Origin of the sequence: Proteus sp. PR00208 (assembly GCF_016238545.1) — a bacterium.
Classification (GTDB): Bacteria; Pseudomonadota; Gammaproteobacteria; order Enterobacterales; family Enterobacteriaceae; genus Proteus.
Genome location: NZ_JAEHQE010000006.1, coordinates 37,524 through 54,589 on the forward strand (window position 1 = coordinate 37,524; position 17,066 = coordinate 54,589).

19 protein-coding genes are annotated in these 17,066 nt (G+C 35.5%); 12 read left to right on the plus strand and 7 right to left on the minus strand.

Going from position 1 to position 17,066, the window contains the following annotated elements:
• Positions 1 to 16: 16 nt before the first annotated feature.
• From JEP36_RS06195 to JEP36_RS06215, 5 genes are all read left to right on the plus strand, one after another.
• Positions 17 to 445 carry a universal stress protein gene (locus JEP36_RS06195; RefSeq protein WP_036912874.1) on the plus strand — a complete coding sequence of 143 codons (429 nt, stop codon included), beginning with the start codon at positions 17 to 19 and terminating at the stop codon, positions 443 to 445.
• Between the two features lie 118 nt (positions 446 to 563).
• Positions 564 to 902: a hypothetical protein gene (locus JEP36_RS06200; RefSeq protein WP_072064066.1), complete on the plus strand. Its 339-nt coding sequence runs from the start codon at positions 564 to 566 to the stop codon at positions 900 to 902.
• 66 nt (positions 903 to 968) lie between these two features.
• A complete protein-coding gene (locus tag JEP36_RS06205) occupies positions 969 to 1,406 on the plus strand; it encodes a universal stress protein (protein ID WP_088495397.1) in 438 nt (145 codons plus the stop codon).
• A 354-nt stretch (positions 1,407 to 1,760) separates the two neighbouring features.
• Complete coding sequence (locus JEP36_RS06210) at positions 1,761 to 2,564, plus strand: threonine/serine ThrE exporter family protein (protein ID WP_198619946.1); 804 nt, start codon at positions 1,761 to 1,763, stop codon at positions 2,562 to 2,564.
• Positions 2,555 to 3,028: a threonine/serine exporter gene (locus JEP36_RS06215; RefSeq protein ID WP_198619947.1), complete on the plus strand. Its 474-nt coding sequence runs from the start codon at positions 2,555 to 2,557 to the stop codon at positions 3,026 to 3,028. Before JEP36_RS06210 ends, JEP36_RS06215 begins: the two co-directional genes overlap by 10 nt.
• 4 nt (positions 3,029 to 3,032) lie before the next feature.
• On the opposite strand, the gene JEP36_RS06220 is transcribed toward JEP36_RS06215, so the two are convergent.
• On the minus strand, positions 3,033 to 3,215 hold the full coding sequence (locus tag JEP36_RS06220; protein WP_064720096.1) for a hypothetical protein: 183 nt from the start codon (positions 3,213 to 3,215) through the stop codon (positions 3,033 to 3,035).
• Between the two features lie 253 nt (positions 3,216 to 3,468).
• Between JEP36_RS06220 and JEP36_RS06225 the strand changes: the two genes are divergently transcribed.
• Complete coding sequence (locus JEP36_RS06225) at positions 3,469 to 4,452, plus strand: endonuclease (protein WP_232797457.1); 984 nt, start codon at positions 3,469 to 3,471, stop codon at positions 4,450 to 4,452.
• 15 nt (positions 4,453 to 4,467) lie between these two features.
• Here JEP36_RS06225 and JEP36_RS06230 read toward each other — a convergent pair whose 3' ends face one another.
• On the minus strand, positions 4,468 to 4,911 hold the full coding sequence (locus JEP36_RS06230; protein ID WP_198619948.1) for a methyltransferase family protein: 444 nt from the start codon (positions 4,909 to 4,911) through the stop codon (positions 4,468 to 4,470).
• 352 nt (positions 4,912 to 5,263) lie between these two features.
• Between JEP36_RS06230 and phoH the strand changes: the two genes are divergently transcribed.
• The 6 genes from phoH (at position 5,264) to JEP36_RS06260 (ending at position 12,172) form a co-directional block, all read left to right on the plus strand.
• Positions 5,264 to 6,049: a phosphate starvation-inducible protein PhoH gene (gene phoH, locus JEP36_RS06235; RefSeq protein WP_198619949.1), complete on the plus strand. Its 786-nt coding sequence runs from the start codon at positions 5,264 to 5,266 to the stop codon at positions 6,047 to 6,049.
• A gap of 453 nt (positions 6,050 to 6,502) precedes the next feature.
• Positions 6,503 to 7,093 carry a fimbrial protein gene (locus tag JEP36_RS06240; protein ID WP_100160253.1) on the plus strand — a complete coding sequence of 197 codons (591 nt, stop codon included), beginning with the start codon at positions 6,503 to 6,505 and terminating at the stop codon, positions 7,091 to 7,093.
• Positions 7,094 to 7,143: 50 nt separating this feature from the next.
• Positions 7,144 to 7,836 carry a fimbrial biogenesis chaperone gene (locus JEP36_RS06245; RefSeq protein ID WP_198619950.1) on the plus strand — a complete coding sequence of 231 codons (693 nt, stop codon included), beginning with the start codon at positions 7,144 to 7,146 and terminating at the stop codon, positions 7,834 to 7,836.
• 13 nt (positions 7,837 to 7,849) lie between these two features.
• Positions 7,850 to 10,363, plus strand: a complete 2,514-nt coding sequence (locus JEP36_RS06250; protein WP_311748446.1) for a fimbria/pilus outer membrane usher protein — start codon at positions 7,850 to 7,852, stop codon at positions 10,361 to 10,363.
• Between the two features lie 11 nt (positions 10,364 to 10,374).
• Positions 10,375 to 11,454: a fimbrial protein gene (locus JEP36_RS06255; protein WP_198629986.1), complete on the plus strand. Its 1,080-nt coding sequence runs from the start codon at positions 10,375 to 10,377 to the stop codon at positions 11,452 to 11,454.
• Positions 11,455 to 11,479: 25 nt separating this feature from the next.
• Entirely contained in the window at positions 11,480 to 12,172 is a 693-nt protein-coding gene (locus JEP36_RS06260) for a fimbrial biogenesis chaperone (RefSeq protein WP_232799387.1), read from the plus strand.
• Between the two features lie 88 nt (positions 12,173 to 12,260).
• Here the strand turns inward: JEP36_RS06260 and JEP36_RS06265 are convergent, their stop codons facing one another.
• The 5 genes from JEP36_RS06265 to JEP36_RS06285 form a co-directional block, all read right to left on the minus strand.
• Positions 12,261 to 13,106: a siderophore-interacting protein gene (locus JEP36_RS06265; protein ID WP_198619953.1), complete on the minus strand. Its 846-nt coding sequence runs from the start codon at positions 13,104 to 13,106 to the stop codon at positions 12,261 to 12,263.
• Between the two features lie 392 nt (positions 13,107 to 13,498).
• Positions 13,499 to 13,882 (minus strand): DUF805 domain-containing protein, encoded by a 384-nt coding sequence (locus JEP36_RS06270; RefSeq protein ID WP_198619954.1) that lies wholly within the window; start codon positions 13,880 to 13,882, stop codon positions 13,499 to 13,501.
• A gap of 672 nt (positions 13,883 to 14,554) precedes the next feature.
• On the minus strand, positions 14,555 to 14,716 hold the full coding sequence (locus JEP36_RS06275) for a DUF2474 domain-containing protein (protein WP_109372179.1): 162 nt from the start codon (positions 14,714 to 14,716) through the stop codon (positions 14,555 to 14,557).
• Positions 14,697 to 15,704, minus strand: a complete 1,008-nt coding sequence (gene cydB / locus JEP36_RS06280; RefSeq protein ID WP_198619956.1) for a cytochrome d ubiquinol oxidase subunit II — start codon at positions 15,702 to 15,704, stop codon at positions 14,697 to 14,699. Before cydB ends, JEP36_RS06275 begins: the two co-directional genes overlap by 20 nt.
• On the minus strand, positions 15,694 to 17,028 hold the full coding sequence (locus JEP36_RS06285; RefSeq protein WP_198629988.1) for a cytochrome ubiquinol oxidase subunit I: 1,335 nt from the start codon (positions 17,026 to 17,028) through the stop codon (positions 15,694 to 15,696). The genes cydB and JEP36_RS06285 overlap by 11 nt, the downstream gene beginning before the upstream one ends.
• Positions 17,029 to 17,066 lie beyond the last annotated feature (38 nt).

Sequence of the window (17,066 nt, forward strand, 5' to 3'; positions counted from 1 at the left end):
GTTAAGAGGAGTTATTATGTATAAAACGATTTTAGTGCCTATTGATATTGTGGAAGAAGAGTTAACCAGTAAAGCGGTACGACATGCTGTGTATTTAGCCAAAGAAACAGGAGCTAATTTACATTTAATTCATGTTCTTCCTATCTCTTCAGCAATCATTAATGCTTATTCATTGGGTTATCCAGAAATTAAAGATAAAGCGACAGTGAAAGCAGAGAATGATATGCAAATGTTGGTAGATTCGGTGGATTTGCCTGCTGAAAAGGTCGCTTATACGGTTACTTTTGGCTCACCTCGTGATGAAATTTTGGTCACAGCAAAAGATATTCAAGCAGACTTAATTGTGATTGGTTCACGTAGACCTAATATTAGTACTCATTTATTAGGTTCAACGGCAGCGGGTGTTGTTCGCTATGCTGAAATTTCAGTGTTAGTTGTTCGTTAATATATTACTAATATGCTATGAGCATCCCTCATAGCATATATTTTAGTTTTTTTGCGTAGCTTATCTTATTTATTCAATAAGCAGTTTATTGAATAAACAGTCTAGAAAGTGGATAAGAATGGAAAAATTTACCGAAGAACTTTTAAGGCTCGATCATTTTATTCTACGCATCTTACGCTATTATGTAATAGGCTCTATTTTCTTTTTCTTAGGATTATTACCTGGTGTATTAGGGTTTTATTTAATTGAAGGGCATACCTTTATGGAATCTTCATTAAATGCAATCTCTATGTTAAGTGGTCAGCCAGTAGAGCCAGCACCTGCAACCCCAACAGGGCGCTTTTTTATTGCAATCTATGGTTTATTTCTTCAGTGTGTTTTTATTTTATCGATTGGGCTTGTAGTGACACCTTTTATTCATCGACAATTGCATAAATGGCATCTTGAGGAAGATTAAATAAGCAAGCTGTGGGTTTAACGCTACAATAATAAACAGACAATAATCTGATAATGAGGAGTTGCTATGTACAAGACAATTCTAGTACCTGTTGATATTTCAGAAGATGAGTTAACGACTAAAGCCTTACAACACGCTGTTTATATTGCTAAATTAGAAGGCGCAAAACTGCATCTTTTCCATGCTATTCCTGATATTTCACGTTTCTCTATTAGTTATAGTTACCATTATGACATGCTCAGTTCTTTTGCAAATAAAGCACTTGAGCGTGTACAAGAACAACTGCAAGAATTAGCTAATGGTATTGATTTGCCAAATGAACAAGTTGAATTTTCAGCTGTATTTGGTTCTGCAAGAGATAAAGTTTTAGAGCTGGCTGAAAAAATTAATGCTGATTTAATCGTGATTGGCTCACGCCGCCCAAGTATTTCGACACACCTATTAGGCTCCAATGCATCAGGTATTGTCGCTTATGCTAAACAATCTGTTTTAGTTGTTCGCTAAGATTTTTTATAAAAGTTAAAAAATAGCCTAAAACCCCTAGATTTTTTATTTAGGGGTTTTTTATTTTTGCATTTAAGCATTGCCATTTTAAATTGATTTGTGCGTGTGATTGCTTATTAAAATAGTGATAGCTATTTGATGATGCGATTTAAAAACAAGAATGGATATTTATCATTGTATTGTACTTTCCTATGCCAATATTTATGGCTATCCATCGATAAAATTGATCTACTTACTGCCTAAAATATTTTATTTGTTCATAATAGTATTGAAAGATAATAGAGCGAGAAATGAGCTATGCTGATAAACTTTATATTAGCAATGGCTCGTTTTTGATTAAAACTAAGGCATAGTATGGATAATGAGATAATGGCGGAGTGTACAGCCATTTCACAAGATAAACAGCGTGAAATTACCAAGTTATGTATTCAAACTGCGTTGTTGCTATTGCAACATGGCGCAGAAAGTATGCTGGTTGAACAGCTTTCAACCCGTCTAGGTTTAGCTTTAGGTGTACATCAAGTCGAAAGCGCAATTTCTGCTAATGCAGTTGTATTAACCACGATTGTTAACGGGCATTGCCAAACATCAACACGAAAGATAGTCGACCGTGGCATTAATATGCATGTTGTGACAGAAGTTCAGCATATTGTTATTTTGGTTGAACATCATCTTGCAGATATTCATGAAGCCAGAAAACGCTTTGAGCATATAAAACCATTACGTTATCCTCGTTGGGCGATTATTTTTATGGTTGCCTTATCTTGTGGTTGTTTCTCTAAATTGAATGGTGGTAATTGGGATGGCTTTTTAGTTTCTGCCATTGGTGGTGGTTTTGGTATGTTTGTACGCCAAGCATTAACACATCGCCAAATGAATCCATTAATTAATTTCTGTATTACGGCATTTGTAGCAACTTCAGTTTCAGGTCTATTATTAAAGCTCTCTTATTTTCAAACTACAGCGACTATTTCAATGGCTGCCAGCGTCTTATTGTTGGTTCCCGGATTTCCTTTAATTAATGCTGTCGCTGATATGTTTAAAGGGCATGTTAATACTGGCTTAGCGCGTTGGGCAATGGCAACAATGTTAACATTGGCAACCTGTCTAGGTGTTATTTTAGCCATGGCAGTATGGGGGTTAAGAGATTGGGCATAATAACGATAATTCTTACCCTGATTGAAGATATGATTTTAGCTGCTATTCCTGCGGTCGGTTTTGCAATGGTATTTAATGTACCTTCAAGGGCATTAAAATATTGCGCATTATTAGGTGCAATAGGCCACGGCTCTCGTACTATTTTAGTGATGAGTGGTATGAACATTGAGTGGTCAAGTTTTTGTGCTGCTATTTTAGTGGGGTGCATAGGTATTCAATGGTCACGCTGGTGGCTTGCACACCCTAAAGTCTTTACTGTTGCAGCGGTTATTCCTATGTTCCCTGGAATAAATGCATATATAGCGATGATCTCAGTGGTGAAGTTAACGCAAATTGGTTATAGCGCGGAAATTTTTGAAGCTTTAGTTACTAATTTCCTTAAAGCTTCATTTATTGTCGGTGCGCTCTCTATCGGGCTATCCTTGCCGGGATTATGGTTGTATCGCAAGCGTCCGAGTGTATAAAAGCTTATACGGCGTGTTGTAGCGAATTTAATGTAATATCTAGCTCATTTTTGTCGGAAATAATAATTTGAATTCGTAATTTATTCTCAGATTCTAAACTGGCATGCGCTTTAACATCTTCGTTATTCGCATGCTTTTTTGTTATCTCGACTAATTCGTCCATCAAATTCAGCATATTCTCATTCATTTTTAAATTTCTCCAAATCATTGATGGAGTAAACCATAGCAAATCCCTTTTGCGTTAATGTCGAGAATAACGGCTTTTTCTATCACCTTTCACGCTTATTGTTTTATTTTTTATACAAAAAATAGCAAGAAAGATTGCCCAAAATAAATCAAAAAAAGGTAATATTAGGCAAAATAAAAATAAGATTATCAGTTGGTTATTAAAGATAATTCTTATTGGGTTTAATAAAATAAAGAGTAAGGCAGATACCACTTTGAGAAAAATATTACACTATACCGCGGTTGTGTTGGGTTTATTTGTTATTGCGCTAAATGTTCAAGCACAAGCCCCTGAAAATTTCACCAAAGCGAAAGAGATAGCAAAAGAACGTATTTATTATGATCAAAATCAAAAATCGCAAGGAACGATTTATTGTGGTTGTGATTGGGAATGGGTAGGGAAATCGGGAGGTCGCGTTGATTTAGCCAGTTGTGGTTATCAAGTGAGAACACAGCAAACAAGAGCGGCTCGTATTGAGTGGGAACATATTGTTCCAGCATGGGTTTTTGGGCATCAACGTCAATGTTGGCAAAATGGAGGTCGAACTAACTGTGTGAAAAACGATCCTGTTTTTGGCAAAATCGAAGCCGATTTACATAACTTAGCGCCATCTATTGGTGAAGTTAACGGTGATCGTAGCAATTTTAGTTTTGGACAATTACCCGCTCAAGCACCTTATCAATATGGGCAATGCCGTAGTCGTGTTGACTTTGCTTCTCGCACTTTTGAACCTCGTAATGAAGTCAAAGGCCAAGTGGCAAGAGTTTATTTCTATTTACACGACCGTTATAACCTCTCAATGTCACGTCAGCAACAACAGTTATTAATGGCTTGGGATAATGCTTATCCACCAACCGCATGGGAAAAAGAGCGTGATAGCCGTATTGCTCGTATTGTTGGATATCATAATCCTTTTGTAACGGGTGAAATGAAATGGCAATTAGGGCATAAAAATAGTGGTGCAGGATTATCTGCAACAAATAGTACGCCAGTGACTAGAGCCAAAGTGGAAACACCGAAACAAGCCAGTACACCACAATCGGGAGACATTAAGGGTAATGTAAATAGCAAGATCTACCATTTTGCACATTGCTCAGGTTATAAAACAATGTCAGATAAAAATGCGGTTTTATTTAAAACAGAGAGTGAGGCGATTAAGGCAGGTTACCGTTTAGCTAATAACTGTAAACAGCCTTAATCGTAATTATTTAGATTACATCCAACGACGAACGTGGCGACAATATTGTTGCCACGCTTGTGGAAATAATTCACTTAAGATTTTCTCTTCACGCACTATCGTATAGCGATCAGTAATAAAGTAAAACGCAATTGCCGCGCCCAAAAATCCCCAATTACCAAAAATAAAAAATAACCCAATACTAATATCTAAGAAACCGAGATACATAGGATTGCGACTTATTTTATAAGGGCCACTTATTACTAATTGTCGAGGGGTGTGATTGGGGTTAGGAGAGGTTTTTTGTTTAATAAAAAATGAGAGGCAATAAAAAAGCCAGATCCCTGAAGTCGTAATGGTGAGCAAACCGAGGTAAAAAAAGAAGCCCATTTTGAGAGAGCCAGAGTGAAGTTCAAAACCAATAAATGGAATTAGGTTAAGTAATAACCAATAAACAAAAGGTAATCGCAAGAAACTCATTTACTTCCCCCTAAAATAACACTTAATTGTTATTTTTATGTTAAGTCCATCTCGTTATAAATCATTTCAGTATTGAAAATATTTTTCTTTTGTCATTATACTGTCATAAAGCTTCGTTAATTTTCACTCTAACTCCATGATGGGGAATATGAATGACAGAAGCAATGGAAATATCTCGTTACTCACAGAAAACCGGCAACAACCGTTCATTGATGTTTAATGTTCAGGATTGTGACCGGTTTTTTTGTTTTTTGCGACTAAACAGGGTCTGAAGGGGACTCATCGGTAAGTGAATGGAATATAAACAGAGATGTCGATGACTTTTTGAAGACTAACAAGGATAAATTCCACTATGAGTAGACAAAAAGCAGCAACACGTTTACGCCGAGAAAATAAACGCACCTCACGTAAAGAGCAACGTAATGGGGCACATCGAGATAATGTTATGGTCTTACCAGGATTTGGGGATATCAATACAATTGGTATGGCCAGAGAAAAGCGTGATGAGAGGGTGTTATCTCCTCGCAACGAAGCGCAACGCCAATATATAAATGCAATTAAACATCAGAATCTTATTTTTGCCACAGGGGAAGCGGGCTGTGGTAAAACCTTTCTCAGCGCTGCAATGGCTGCCGATGCTTTAATTAATAAAGAAATAGAACGTATCATTGTTACTCGACCTGTGTTGCAAGCTGATGAGGATCTTGGTTTCTTACCTGGTGATATTGCTGAAAAGTTTGCACCCTATTTTCGTCCTGTCTACGACGTATTAGTCAAACGTTTAGGCGCTTCATTTTTACAATACTGTTTAAGACCTGAAATCGGTAAAGTCGAAATTGCGCCTTTCGCTTATATGCGAGGCCGTACTTTTGAAAATGCATTTGTTATTTTAGATGAAGCGCAAAATGTGACGGTAAATCAAATGAAGTTATTTCTAACTCGTATGGGTGAAAATGTTACCGTGATTGTCAATGGAGATATTACCCAGTGTGATTTACCCTCAAATGTAAATTCAGGATTAGCAGATGCTCTTATTCGATTTGAAGCCAATAATCGTGTAGGCGTGATTAAATTTATGCAAGAAGATTGTGTACGCTCTACATTATGCCAACATGTATTAGCTGCTTATAATGATTAAATAGAGCATGGGAATTTTTGTATACATTTAAAAAGGCTGCATACTAATGTGGCCTTTTTATTTGTTGATTTTCCTTGATGTGATTTATCTTTTTTATTAATTGTGGAATATTTAATTTGAATAAAAAATTCCAAAATAAATCAATTCATTTATAGATATTCTTTTTATGACTTGTTATTAATAAATTAATTGTTATTGTTCTTTTGTTTATGATTTTTTAATTAGATAGTAATGCTAAATATTAATACATTTACATATTAACTAAGTATGGTTATGAATCTAATTTGACTTAAGTCACAAATTTAAAAAAGCGGATAAATTCATTTGTTGGTTTTTTAAATTATGGCTAATATCAAATTGACTAGGGTCTAATTTCATCACCTTTAGTTAATGATGGCAATAATAGTAGCTTATTTTTGCTAATTAAATATTTGTCTATTCTTGGGGTTATATATGCTTAAAAATAAACTCCCACTGTCATTATTATCAGTGGCTATATTGTCGACGTCGGCATTTGCTGCAACCAACAGCGCTGGTGGAATAATCTCTTTCTCTGGTGCTATTAGTGATACCACCTGTACAATTAATGGAGGAAATAGTGCGGACTTTTCTATTTTATTAGATCCTATTACCGTAACGGATGCTGGAACAACGGCGAGTACTGTTATTGCCAAAAACCAAAAAGAGTTTGCTTTGACATTCTCTGATTGTGCTCCTGCATCTACGCCAAGTGGAAGTAATTTAAAGATACATTTCTCATCTGCAAATACCATTTCCACCAGTGGATTATATTTAGTCAATGATACCGCTAATGAAAATGATCCATTAGTGGCAAAGAATGTTGGCTTTAGTTTATCAACACCTGCGGCTCCAACAGTTGCTATACCACTGAACGCAACCTTTGATACAGGTATTAAAGGCGATAAAACAGCGCCAGATTCAGATACTCTGCGTTTAATTGCCAGTTACTATAAAACAAATGCGACAGCCGCTAAAACAGGGCCAGTACACTCTAACGTTATCTATACTGTTTCTTATTTATAATATAAAAAAACCAGACTCAATATTGGGTCTGGTTTTTTAGGATGTTTATAATGAAAAAGTTAATCGTTTTTTTAATGGCATTGATATTACCAACGAGTGTATTTGCTAATATTATTATTAATGGTACACGAGTTATTTATTATGAAGGAACCGATAGTGTTAATCTTCAGTTAACCAACAATGGTGATTTAGCTTCACTTGTGCAAAGTTGGATAGATGATGGTGATATAAACTCCACACCTGAAGATGCAAACTCTCCTTTTTATTTATATCCACCAATTGTAAAAATAGCAGGTAGGCAAGGTCAGACATTAAGAATAAAAAATTCTAATGAAAAATTATCAGGAAATGTTGAACGGGTATACTATTTAAATATTCTCGATATTCCAGAAAATGCCGAAGCATTAAAAGGAAAAAGCTATTTGCAATTAGCGATGAAAACACGAATTAAAGTTTTTTATCGTCCTAAAGATTTAACTGATAAGCCAGAACTTGTTAATGAGAAAATAACTTATCAATTAAATGGTGATAAAGTTTTAGTTAAAAATAACTCACAGTATCATTTCACGATAGCCTCGATTTCTACACAAGAGACACCCCGTGTTACGCTTGTAGATTCTGAAATGATCCCGCCGTTATCTTCTCGTGAGTTACCTTTAATTAATAAATTAAAAAGTAATTCCGCTGTTGTTATTTATGTTGATGATTTTGGTGTTTATAAATCACAGAATATTAAACTCTAATAGAGATAACATCGTGAATAATTCAAAATACCTCTCAGTTCTTATTTTTTTAGGAATACAAAATTATACTCAAAATCTGTATGCAGAGGGATTTGACACATCTTTATTAGTTGGAAAATCAAAGCATGGCGATATTTCACGATTTTATATTGATGATAAAGTACCTGAAGGAAAGCAACTTGTTGATGTGTATGTCAATCAGGTGTGGAAAGGGCAATTTGAAGTCAATGTGCTAGGAAATAATACAGGGATTAGTTTTGAGTCGGATGATGTAAATAAGTTAGGTTTAAATCTATCTTTGTCGGCAAAGCAAAAAATAGCACAGCAAAAAACAATTTTATCTAATGAATTGGCGACGGGAGTTGCTTCAACATTAGATATTAATAAATTAAGACTGGATATCACAGCACCTCAGATTTCTGTTAAACAATCAGAAGTGGGATATGTTGATCCCAGTTATTGGGAACAGGGTATTTCAGCTCTGATTTTGTCTTACAACTTAAATTACTATAATTACAAAGAAAAAAAAGGAAATAAAAGTAATAACGAGAGCTTTTTTGCCAATATTAATTCAGGAATTAACTTAGGGGCATGGCAGTTTAGAGACGAGTCTAACTATACTTATTATTCTCATGGTAAAAGCCAATGGAAAAATAATACTCGCTATATCTATAAAGCATTAAGCCAGATAACAGCAGGATTAACGATAGGTGATTTTTATACACCAGCCGCACTCTTTACCAGTATTTCATTTAGAGGCGCTTCATTGGCGACCGAAATGGGAATGCTACCTAATTCAAGTCAAGGGTTTGCACCTATTATTCGTGGCGTTGCACAAACAAACGCATTAGTGAGTGTTTATCAAAACGAAAACTTAGTTTTTCAAGAGAATGTGCCCCCTGGTGAATTTTCTTTTCGTGATATTCAGCCAACAGCTGGTGGTGGTGATCTGTTAGTGGTTATTCAAGAAGCGGATGGCAGAAGAGAGTCATTCACAGTGCCATTTTCAGCCGTTCCCGATATGCTAAAAGAAGGTGTATATCGCTATAACGTGATGGTGGGGGAATCACGTATTAATAATACCGATTACCGACCTAAATTTGCGCAAGGTGAATTTCATTATGGACTAAATAACCTTGTTACGCTTTATGCAGGAGGAATTGCCAGTGAAGACTATTATTCGGCATTGATTGGTAGTGGTTGGAATTTCAAATTTGGGGCGATTTCTGCCGATATAACTCATGCAAGTGCAGATCTACAAACAGGCAAAAAAACAGGGCAAAGTTTTCGTCTTGCATATAGCAAATATATGGATGCCACACTAACTAATTTAACACTGGCGGCTTATCGTTACTCTACCCGTGATTATTATAGCTTTGTGGACTCAATTTACTCTCATGATAATTACCAAGCTTGGAAAGATTATCAAAATGATCTTGCTCAACAGCAGGGAAATAATAATGCTGCATCTGATTTAGATCTCACAACATTTGATGCACTACGCGGCTCTAGAGCAAAAAATACGTTTACCATAAACCTTAATCAATATTTAGGCGGCCAGCGAGGTGTTATTTTCCTTTCAGGAACGCATCGAAATTATTGGAATACTGATGAGAGTAATCGAGAGTATCAATTAGGTTATTCAAATAACTATAAAGATATTGCTTATAATCTTTCGGTATCAAAATTAAGAAATTACGATAATAAAGAAGAAACTCGTTATTATTTAAACGTCAGTGTGCCCATTTCATTCTTTGATAAAAGAGCAAATATTAATACTTCGGTTTATGCCACTGATTCACGCTATCAGCAATCTACATTGAGTATGAGCGGAACAGCAGGTAAAGATGACTTGGTTAATTATACCTTAACAGGCTCTAATCAGACGGGTGGGAATAATTTAGTCGGTGCTAATGTGAGCTATCGCCATCCTTATAGCACTTTATCTGCCTCTTATACTGAAGCAAATAATTATCGTCAAGGTGGACTGGGAACCCGAGGAACTATTGTTGCTATACCTAGTCATATTGCGTTTTCTGGGGATACTGGAAAAACTTATACTATTATTGAAGCGCCTATGGCGAATAATATGATGGTTAATGGGAATAAAGCGACATTAACCAATAATCAAGGTGTTGTTTTAGTCGCGAATACGATCCCTTATCGAACGAATACTTATATATTAACAAATACAGAATACCCATCGAATGCAGAAGTTTTAGGAAATATAACGCATGTTACGCCTTATTTAGGTGCTGTTAATCATCTCACATTAACCACGGATCAGCGCAAAACGTTCATTATCAGAGCTTCTTTAGAAAATGATGAAAGCTTACCTTTTGGTACTGAAGTTTTAAATAATAAGAAACAGAGTATCGGTTATGTTGGGCAATCGAGTGTACTTTATTTAAAAAGTGATGCGTTACCTTCTTCTGTCTCGATTAAATTAAATGAGGCAGGAAAAACAGAGTGTGTGATTAATCATTTAGTTAATACGATGGATAAAAATAGTAATATCTGTCGATAAAGGAAAGTCTTATGAAATCATCTGCCTTTATATTTTTAATGCTATTAGGAACAATAAGCCAGCAGGCAATCGCTAACTGTAAACCCGATAGCACTATTACTGCACCCAACGTTAATTTTGATTTATCTGCGGATTTAAATAGTACTTCAACAACGATCACAAAATCGAGTAGAACAACATTTCCAGGTACATATAAATGTACAGCAAGAGGATTATTATTTCCTAATACAGTAGGTATCGCTTCACCTTTTAATGATGGACGGACGGGAACAATTGGTTTTAATGGTGGTAAGCAGTTTGTTTCTATTACGTTAACGTCATTAGAAAAAGATAACGTAACGAATATTCCAGCGGGAACACATCCTGCTTCAGATTTAGATACTAACTTTACATTGAAATTTACGTTATTAAGTAGTAAACCTTCGACCAACTACACTGAAGTCAGTGGCAGTACAGCAATTGTTACACCCGTTATTTTAGCCTCTGATGCATCAAGTTTGGGGCTTGTTCAATGGTTATTGAATATTGTCACTAAATTAGTTCAATTTTTATTAACGTGGCAGTGGCCGGTTGATCAAAACGATATTTTCTTACAACCAATGCAAATTACATATAATCCTGTAATGACAACATGTAATTTTTCTAATGCAGGTTTAATTGTTTCATTGCCGTTAATTAGCGTAAAAAATGCAAAAACGGTAGATAAAGCAGGATATACCCCTTTTACATTAAATTTTACATGCCAAGATTTTTTGAGCGGTTCAAAAGCATCACGTAATATTAATATGTTTTTATCAAGCCAGAATTTATTGGCAACGGATAAAACCGTATTAACCAACACAACAGCACAAGGTGCAGGTGGTGTTGGATTCCGTGTCGTAAAAAGTGATAACACCGCAAGCCCGCTTATTTTATCTGACAATATTAATACACAAGGTAGTGCGACTAGTATTTTTAGTGTTAATCAAGGTGGCACCATATCCTCTGCATTTTCGATAAATATGGGCGCTTATTATTATCCTTATAATATTAATTCAGTCACTCAAGGAAAAATGACAAGTGCGGCAACACTTGTGATGTCTTACGATTAATAAGCCATAAAAAATGGAAGCGAAAATGAAAGGTGTTTTAATTCTATTATTCATGTTGATAACACATTTTACTTATGCAAGTGTGGTGCTTGAGCGCACTCGTTTAATACTTTCTGCCGATAAATCGATAATATCGTTGCAAGTTTTTAATCGAAGTGAACAGCCGACATTAATACAGAGTTGGGTAGATGAAGGGAATATTGCGTCCACACCAGAAACGACAACAGCACCTTTTATTGTTATTCCACCTATGGCAAAAATAACTGCAAATGGTGGATTACAATTAAAAATACAACAATTAGAAAACAGGTTACCCAAAGATAGAGAATCTGTTTTTTATTTAAATGTATTAGATATTGCACCTAAACCAGAAAATAAAGAAAACCTCAGTACATTACAATTAGCATTGCAAACACGAATTAAACTTTTTTATCGTCCAGCACAACTTAAGTTAACCACCGAGGATGTTTTTAAAAAAATAGGGATAACTCATAATGGAGAATATTTAGAAATAAATAACCCTACAGCTTATTACTTTACAATTTCGAAGATGTATTTTAATGATAAAGAAGCACTATTAACAAATGCCATTATGGTTGCTCCTTTTGCAAAACAGCACATTCAATATCAAAAGCAAACTGATATGAACCAAGTAATTACTGTTATCTATATCGATGATGATGGAAACTATCAGCAAGATAAGAAGAATATACATTAATTATATTTGTATAATAAAAAAGGCCGCATATTATTAATGAAATTAATATGCAGCCTGTACAGCCAACGATTAGCCTTTAATTTATCGCTTAGCTTACATCTTCGTTATCCATAACATGGTGACGTTCAGCATGATAGCCTTCTTCGTCATAACCAAAACGCCAATAAGGAACGGCATAAATCAAGCTACGATCGTAACCATTATCACGACGAATATGGCGTCTTAATGCACGAATAATTTTGTCTTCACCTGCAATCCAAAATGCCACATCTTCAGCAGGTAATTCCCACGACATAAATTCATTAATTAAGTTTTGAGTTTGTTCTTCAACAGAACCGATTAACCAGATTATCTCTAAGCCACTAGGACGTTTAATTTCTTGGCGATGCGTTTCGTCTTCTACTCGTATAACGACTTTCCCTTGAACATTAGGCTGCATGGCTTCAATTAAAGCCATTAAAGCAGGTAATGAACTTGGATCTGCTGCCATATAGTAATGTGACGCTGGTGCTAATAAAGGCTCAGGGCCACCTGGATTAGTGATCCCAATATAGTCGCCTTGCTTAGCATTTAGCGCAAAATGAATAGCGGGGCCTGCATCGTTATGTACTGCAAATTCAATATCTAACTCTTTTTGTTCAGGGCGAATAGCGCGAACACTATAAGTACGTACAATCGATCTTGGTTCACCTTCAGGCCATTTAGGGCCTTTTTCAGAAAAGCCTGGGACTGTTGGTTTAACTTGGCCTTCTAAAGGTAAGAATATTTTTAAATGTGCCCCCGCAGTATCTGTTGGGTAAGTATTTAAATCATCACTCGTAAAGGTGATACAACGCATTCCCGGTGTAACATCAGTAATGCGCTTTACTTGAACTAGGCGAGGAGGCGCTGGTTTATAAATACTCTTTTCTTGAGGTGTTTTTTTGTTACTCACGTTTTTTTACCTGACTCATTTAATTGTTTTATTGACGTAGATATTATCATTTTCAATTAATAATGATAGTCATTATCAAAATTAACGTTGATTTAGTAAACGAATGCGTATTTTTTACTTATGTCTAGTGATTAGGTTCAAATTAACAATAAAGAAAAAAACTTAAAAATCAATGTAATAAGCTTAATGTAATAACTCTAAGGCATTAATTAAAAAGTCAGAGATAAATAAAAATACTAAATTACAATACAGAGGGAGGTGAATTGGTGTTCTTTTTTTAACGAAGGAATATTTTCAGATGGTTGTAACAAAGGAAGGAAAATCAATTAATACAGTGAGTAAACTTAATAGTAGGTATACTCACTGTATTGTCATATTAATTCAGCACTAGATTAAGCTTTTGGATCTGGACCAAATCTGTTGTCACCTTTAGTACCCTCAAGGCACATAAAGACAAAAACAATTAATCCACCAACAGCAGGAATAAATGCAAGTAAGAACATCCAACCTGATTTATCTTGATCGTGGAAACGACGAATAGTCACTGCAAGACTAGGTATGATAATTGCTAAAGAATAAATACCTATAATAATACCTGCAATTGAACCTAGTGAACTCATTTCACCTGTATTCATATCTACTGATGAAATTAAAATAGCGTATAGAACAGTAATAATAATGGTATTTACTAGAGTAAACATCCAATATTCTTTTCTGCGAGCTCGGCCTGAAAAGTTAGCGTAATTATTTTTAATGACTTCCAAATACCAATTCATGACTTCATCCTTAATTTAGTAGCAACAATACGTAAGCCTAGTGTAAGAGATCTTTCTTAGCAATTAAGATAAATCTAAATTATCAAAATATGTATTTTGAACAGATATTATCCATATCCACACTTTTAATAGGGTGTGGATTTAATTTTTGAATTAATCATATGAGCATACCTGAATGACACATTCAGCGTGTCTTTATAGAATAATACAGATATGGATCCTCTAGGCGCCGATATCATAATTACTTTGGAAGCCTAATTCAACATTCATTCTATCTTATTTCTAGAGAAGAAGGCTTTTTATAGGATTATTTATATTTTTATTTATCGTAATACATGCATAAAAAAGATTTTATCTCTTATTGTTAATCAAAAATGATGTATTTAAAATGATTTTATCAAGGAGTTTGATTTAAATTTAGTTAATCATGGAAGAATAAAAATATTTGTTTTTGTATTTTCTTTTATAAAAAAATTATTTATATAAAATTAGCTGTTAAAAGAGCATTCTAATAAGAATAGGTTAAGTTTTAATGACATTACACGGTAACCCACTATCTTAAATAAAGATAAAAGGGCTGAAGATAACTTCAGCCCTTTCTTTACTTCACTTCTATTTTATAGCTTACCATATTCGGCGCTAGTTAATTATATTGCTGTATGTACTTTGCCTTTACTTGACTTTCATTCCGGCTAACGTCATTAAGAAACGGAAGAGGGAAGACACAGCAAATAAGGCTAAAACACTACAAAACCAAATTGTAATCAACCATCCCCATTTTTTTAATAATGAGGGTTTACTTTGTATTTGTGGATCAGTGATAACCTTCTTCATAATTTGTTTTTCCTCTGAAAACGTAATAACTCCAGAATGTGTAAACGAGAATAATTGGAATAATAAACAATGCGCCAACTAGCATAAACCCTTGACTTTCTGGTGGTGCAGATGCTTCTACAAAACTAATTGCAGGTGGAATAATGTTAGGCCAAATGCTTATGCCTAATCCTGCAAAGCCTAAGAAAATTAAAGCCAGCGCACCAAAGAAAGGAAGGTAATGTCCTTGTTTTTTCACTGAGCGTAAAATTAACCAAGTGCTGTACAACACTAAAAGAGGAACAGGTAAAAAGAAGAACAGATTTGGTAATGTGAACCAACGTTCAGCAATTGCAGGTTGCGCTAATGGTGTCCATGCACTGACGGCTGCAATGACTGCAAGCATAATGAGTGTGAGAGGTTTAGCGACCTTATATAGACTCTGTTGTAAATGACCTTCGGTTTTCATAATCAGCCAGCCACATCCTAATAATGAATAGGCGATAACTAATCCAAATCCACAAAAGAGTGCAAAAGGGGATAACCAGTCAAAATAGCTACCCGCAAAGGCGCGATTAACAACTGGCAAACCTTGAACAACGCTACCCACGACAACACCTTGCATAAAGGTGGCTAAGATAGAGCCAAAGATAAATGCTTTATTCCAAAAGCCTTTATGACTGTCATCTGCTTTAAAACGAAATTCAAAAGCGACACCACGGAAAATTAATGCGACAAGCATTAAGGTTAAAGGCATTGCCAAGGCATCAAGAATAACCGCGTAAGCTAATGGGAAGGCACCAAATAATGAAGCTCCACCTAGGACTAACCATGTTTCGTTACCATCCCATACAGGGGCAACAGTATTCATCATTAAGTCACGATCTTGGTCACTTTTAATAAATGGATAAAGCATACCGATACCAAGATCGAAACCATCCATTACGATATACATTAACGTACTAAATACGATAATGATGAACCAAATAACTGGTAAATCAATTCCCATGATGAACCTCCGGTGTACCTTTACGGATTAGTTTTAACATATAGGCATATCCAATACCGAATACAGACCCATAAACAACTAAGAAGATCAGCAGGCTTATACTCATATGCATTTCGCCATGTGCAGATACGGCATCTCGTGTTCGTTGTACGCCATAAACAACCCAAGGTTGACGTCCTACTTCTGTTGTAAACCAACCAGCAAGAATAGCGATAAGACCCGAAGGCGCCATTAAGAAAGTTAAGCGTAAGAAAGCTTTAGATTCATAAAGTTTCTTTTTATATCGCAGCCAAGTTCCCCATACACCAACTAAAATCATTAATATCCCAAGGCCAACCATAATGCGGAAAGACCAGAAGACGATAAGTGAGTTTGGTCGATCTTCTTTAGGAAACTCTTTTAATGCCGGAACTTGTTTTTCTAAGCTGTGAGTTAAGATCATGCTGCCAAGATAAGGAATTTCTATCTTATATTTCGTTTCTTCAGCATCCATATCAGGCACACCAAAGAGAATTAACGGTGTTGCTTCTCCTAGTTCATTTTCCCAGTGACCTTCAATAGCGGCGATTTTAGCGGGTTGATGTTTTAAGGTGTTTAAACCATGAACATCTCCAATGAGTGCTTGAATTGGTGTTAAAATTAAAATCATCCATAAAGACATTGAAAGCATTTTTTTCATTGCAGATGTTTTATGGCCTTTGAGCAGATGCCATGAAGCAGATGCAGCAATAAAGAAGGCGGAAGCAAGGAAAGCTGCAACACCCATATGAGCAAGGCGATAAGGGAACGATGGGTTAAAAATAACGGCGATCCAATCTACTGGAACGACTTGATTATTTATAATTTCAAATCCTTGCGGTGTTTGCATCCAGCTATTTGAAGCCAAGATCCAAAACGTAGACATTAATGTACCTAATGCCACCATACAGGTTGCGAAAAAGTGAAGTTTTTCACCTACTTTATTCCAGCCAAACAGCATCACACCTAAGAAACCAGCTTCTAAGAAGAAAGCGGTAAGTACTTCATAAGTGAGTAGAGGGCCTGTAATTGAGCCAGCAAAATCAGAGAAAAAGCTCCAGTTGGTTCCAAATTGATAGGCCATAACCAAACCAGAGACAACGCCCATAGCAAAGTTAACAGCGAATATTTTTGACCAAAAATGGAATAGCGCTAAATAATCCTTATTGCGAGTTTTTAACCATAAACCTTCCAATACGGCTAAAAAGCTAGCCAGTCCGATCGTAATTGCGGGAAAGATAATATGGAAAGAAACTGTGAACGCAAACTGGATACGCGCCAAATCAAAGGCACTTAACCCAAGCATAAAAACCTCGTTTTATTGATATAAAAATGTAAATTGCA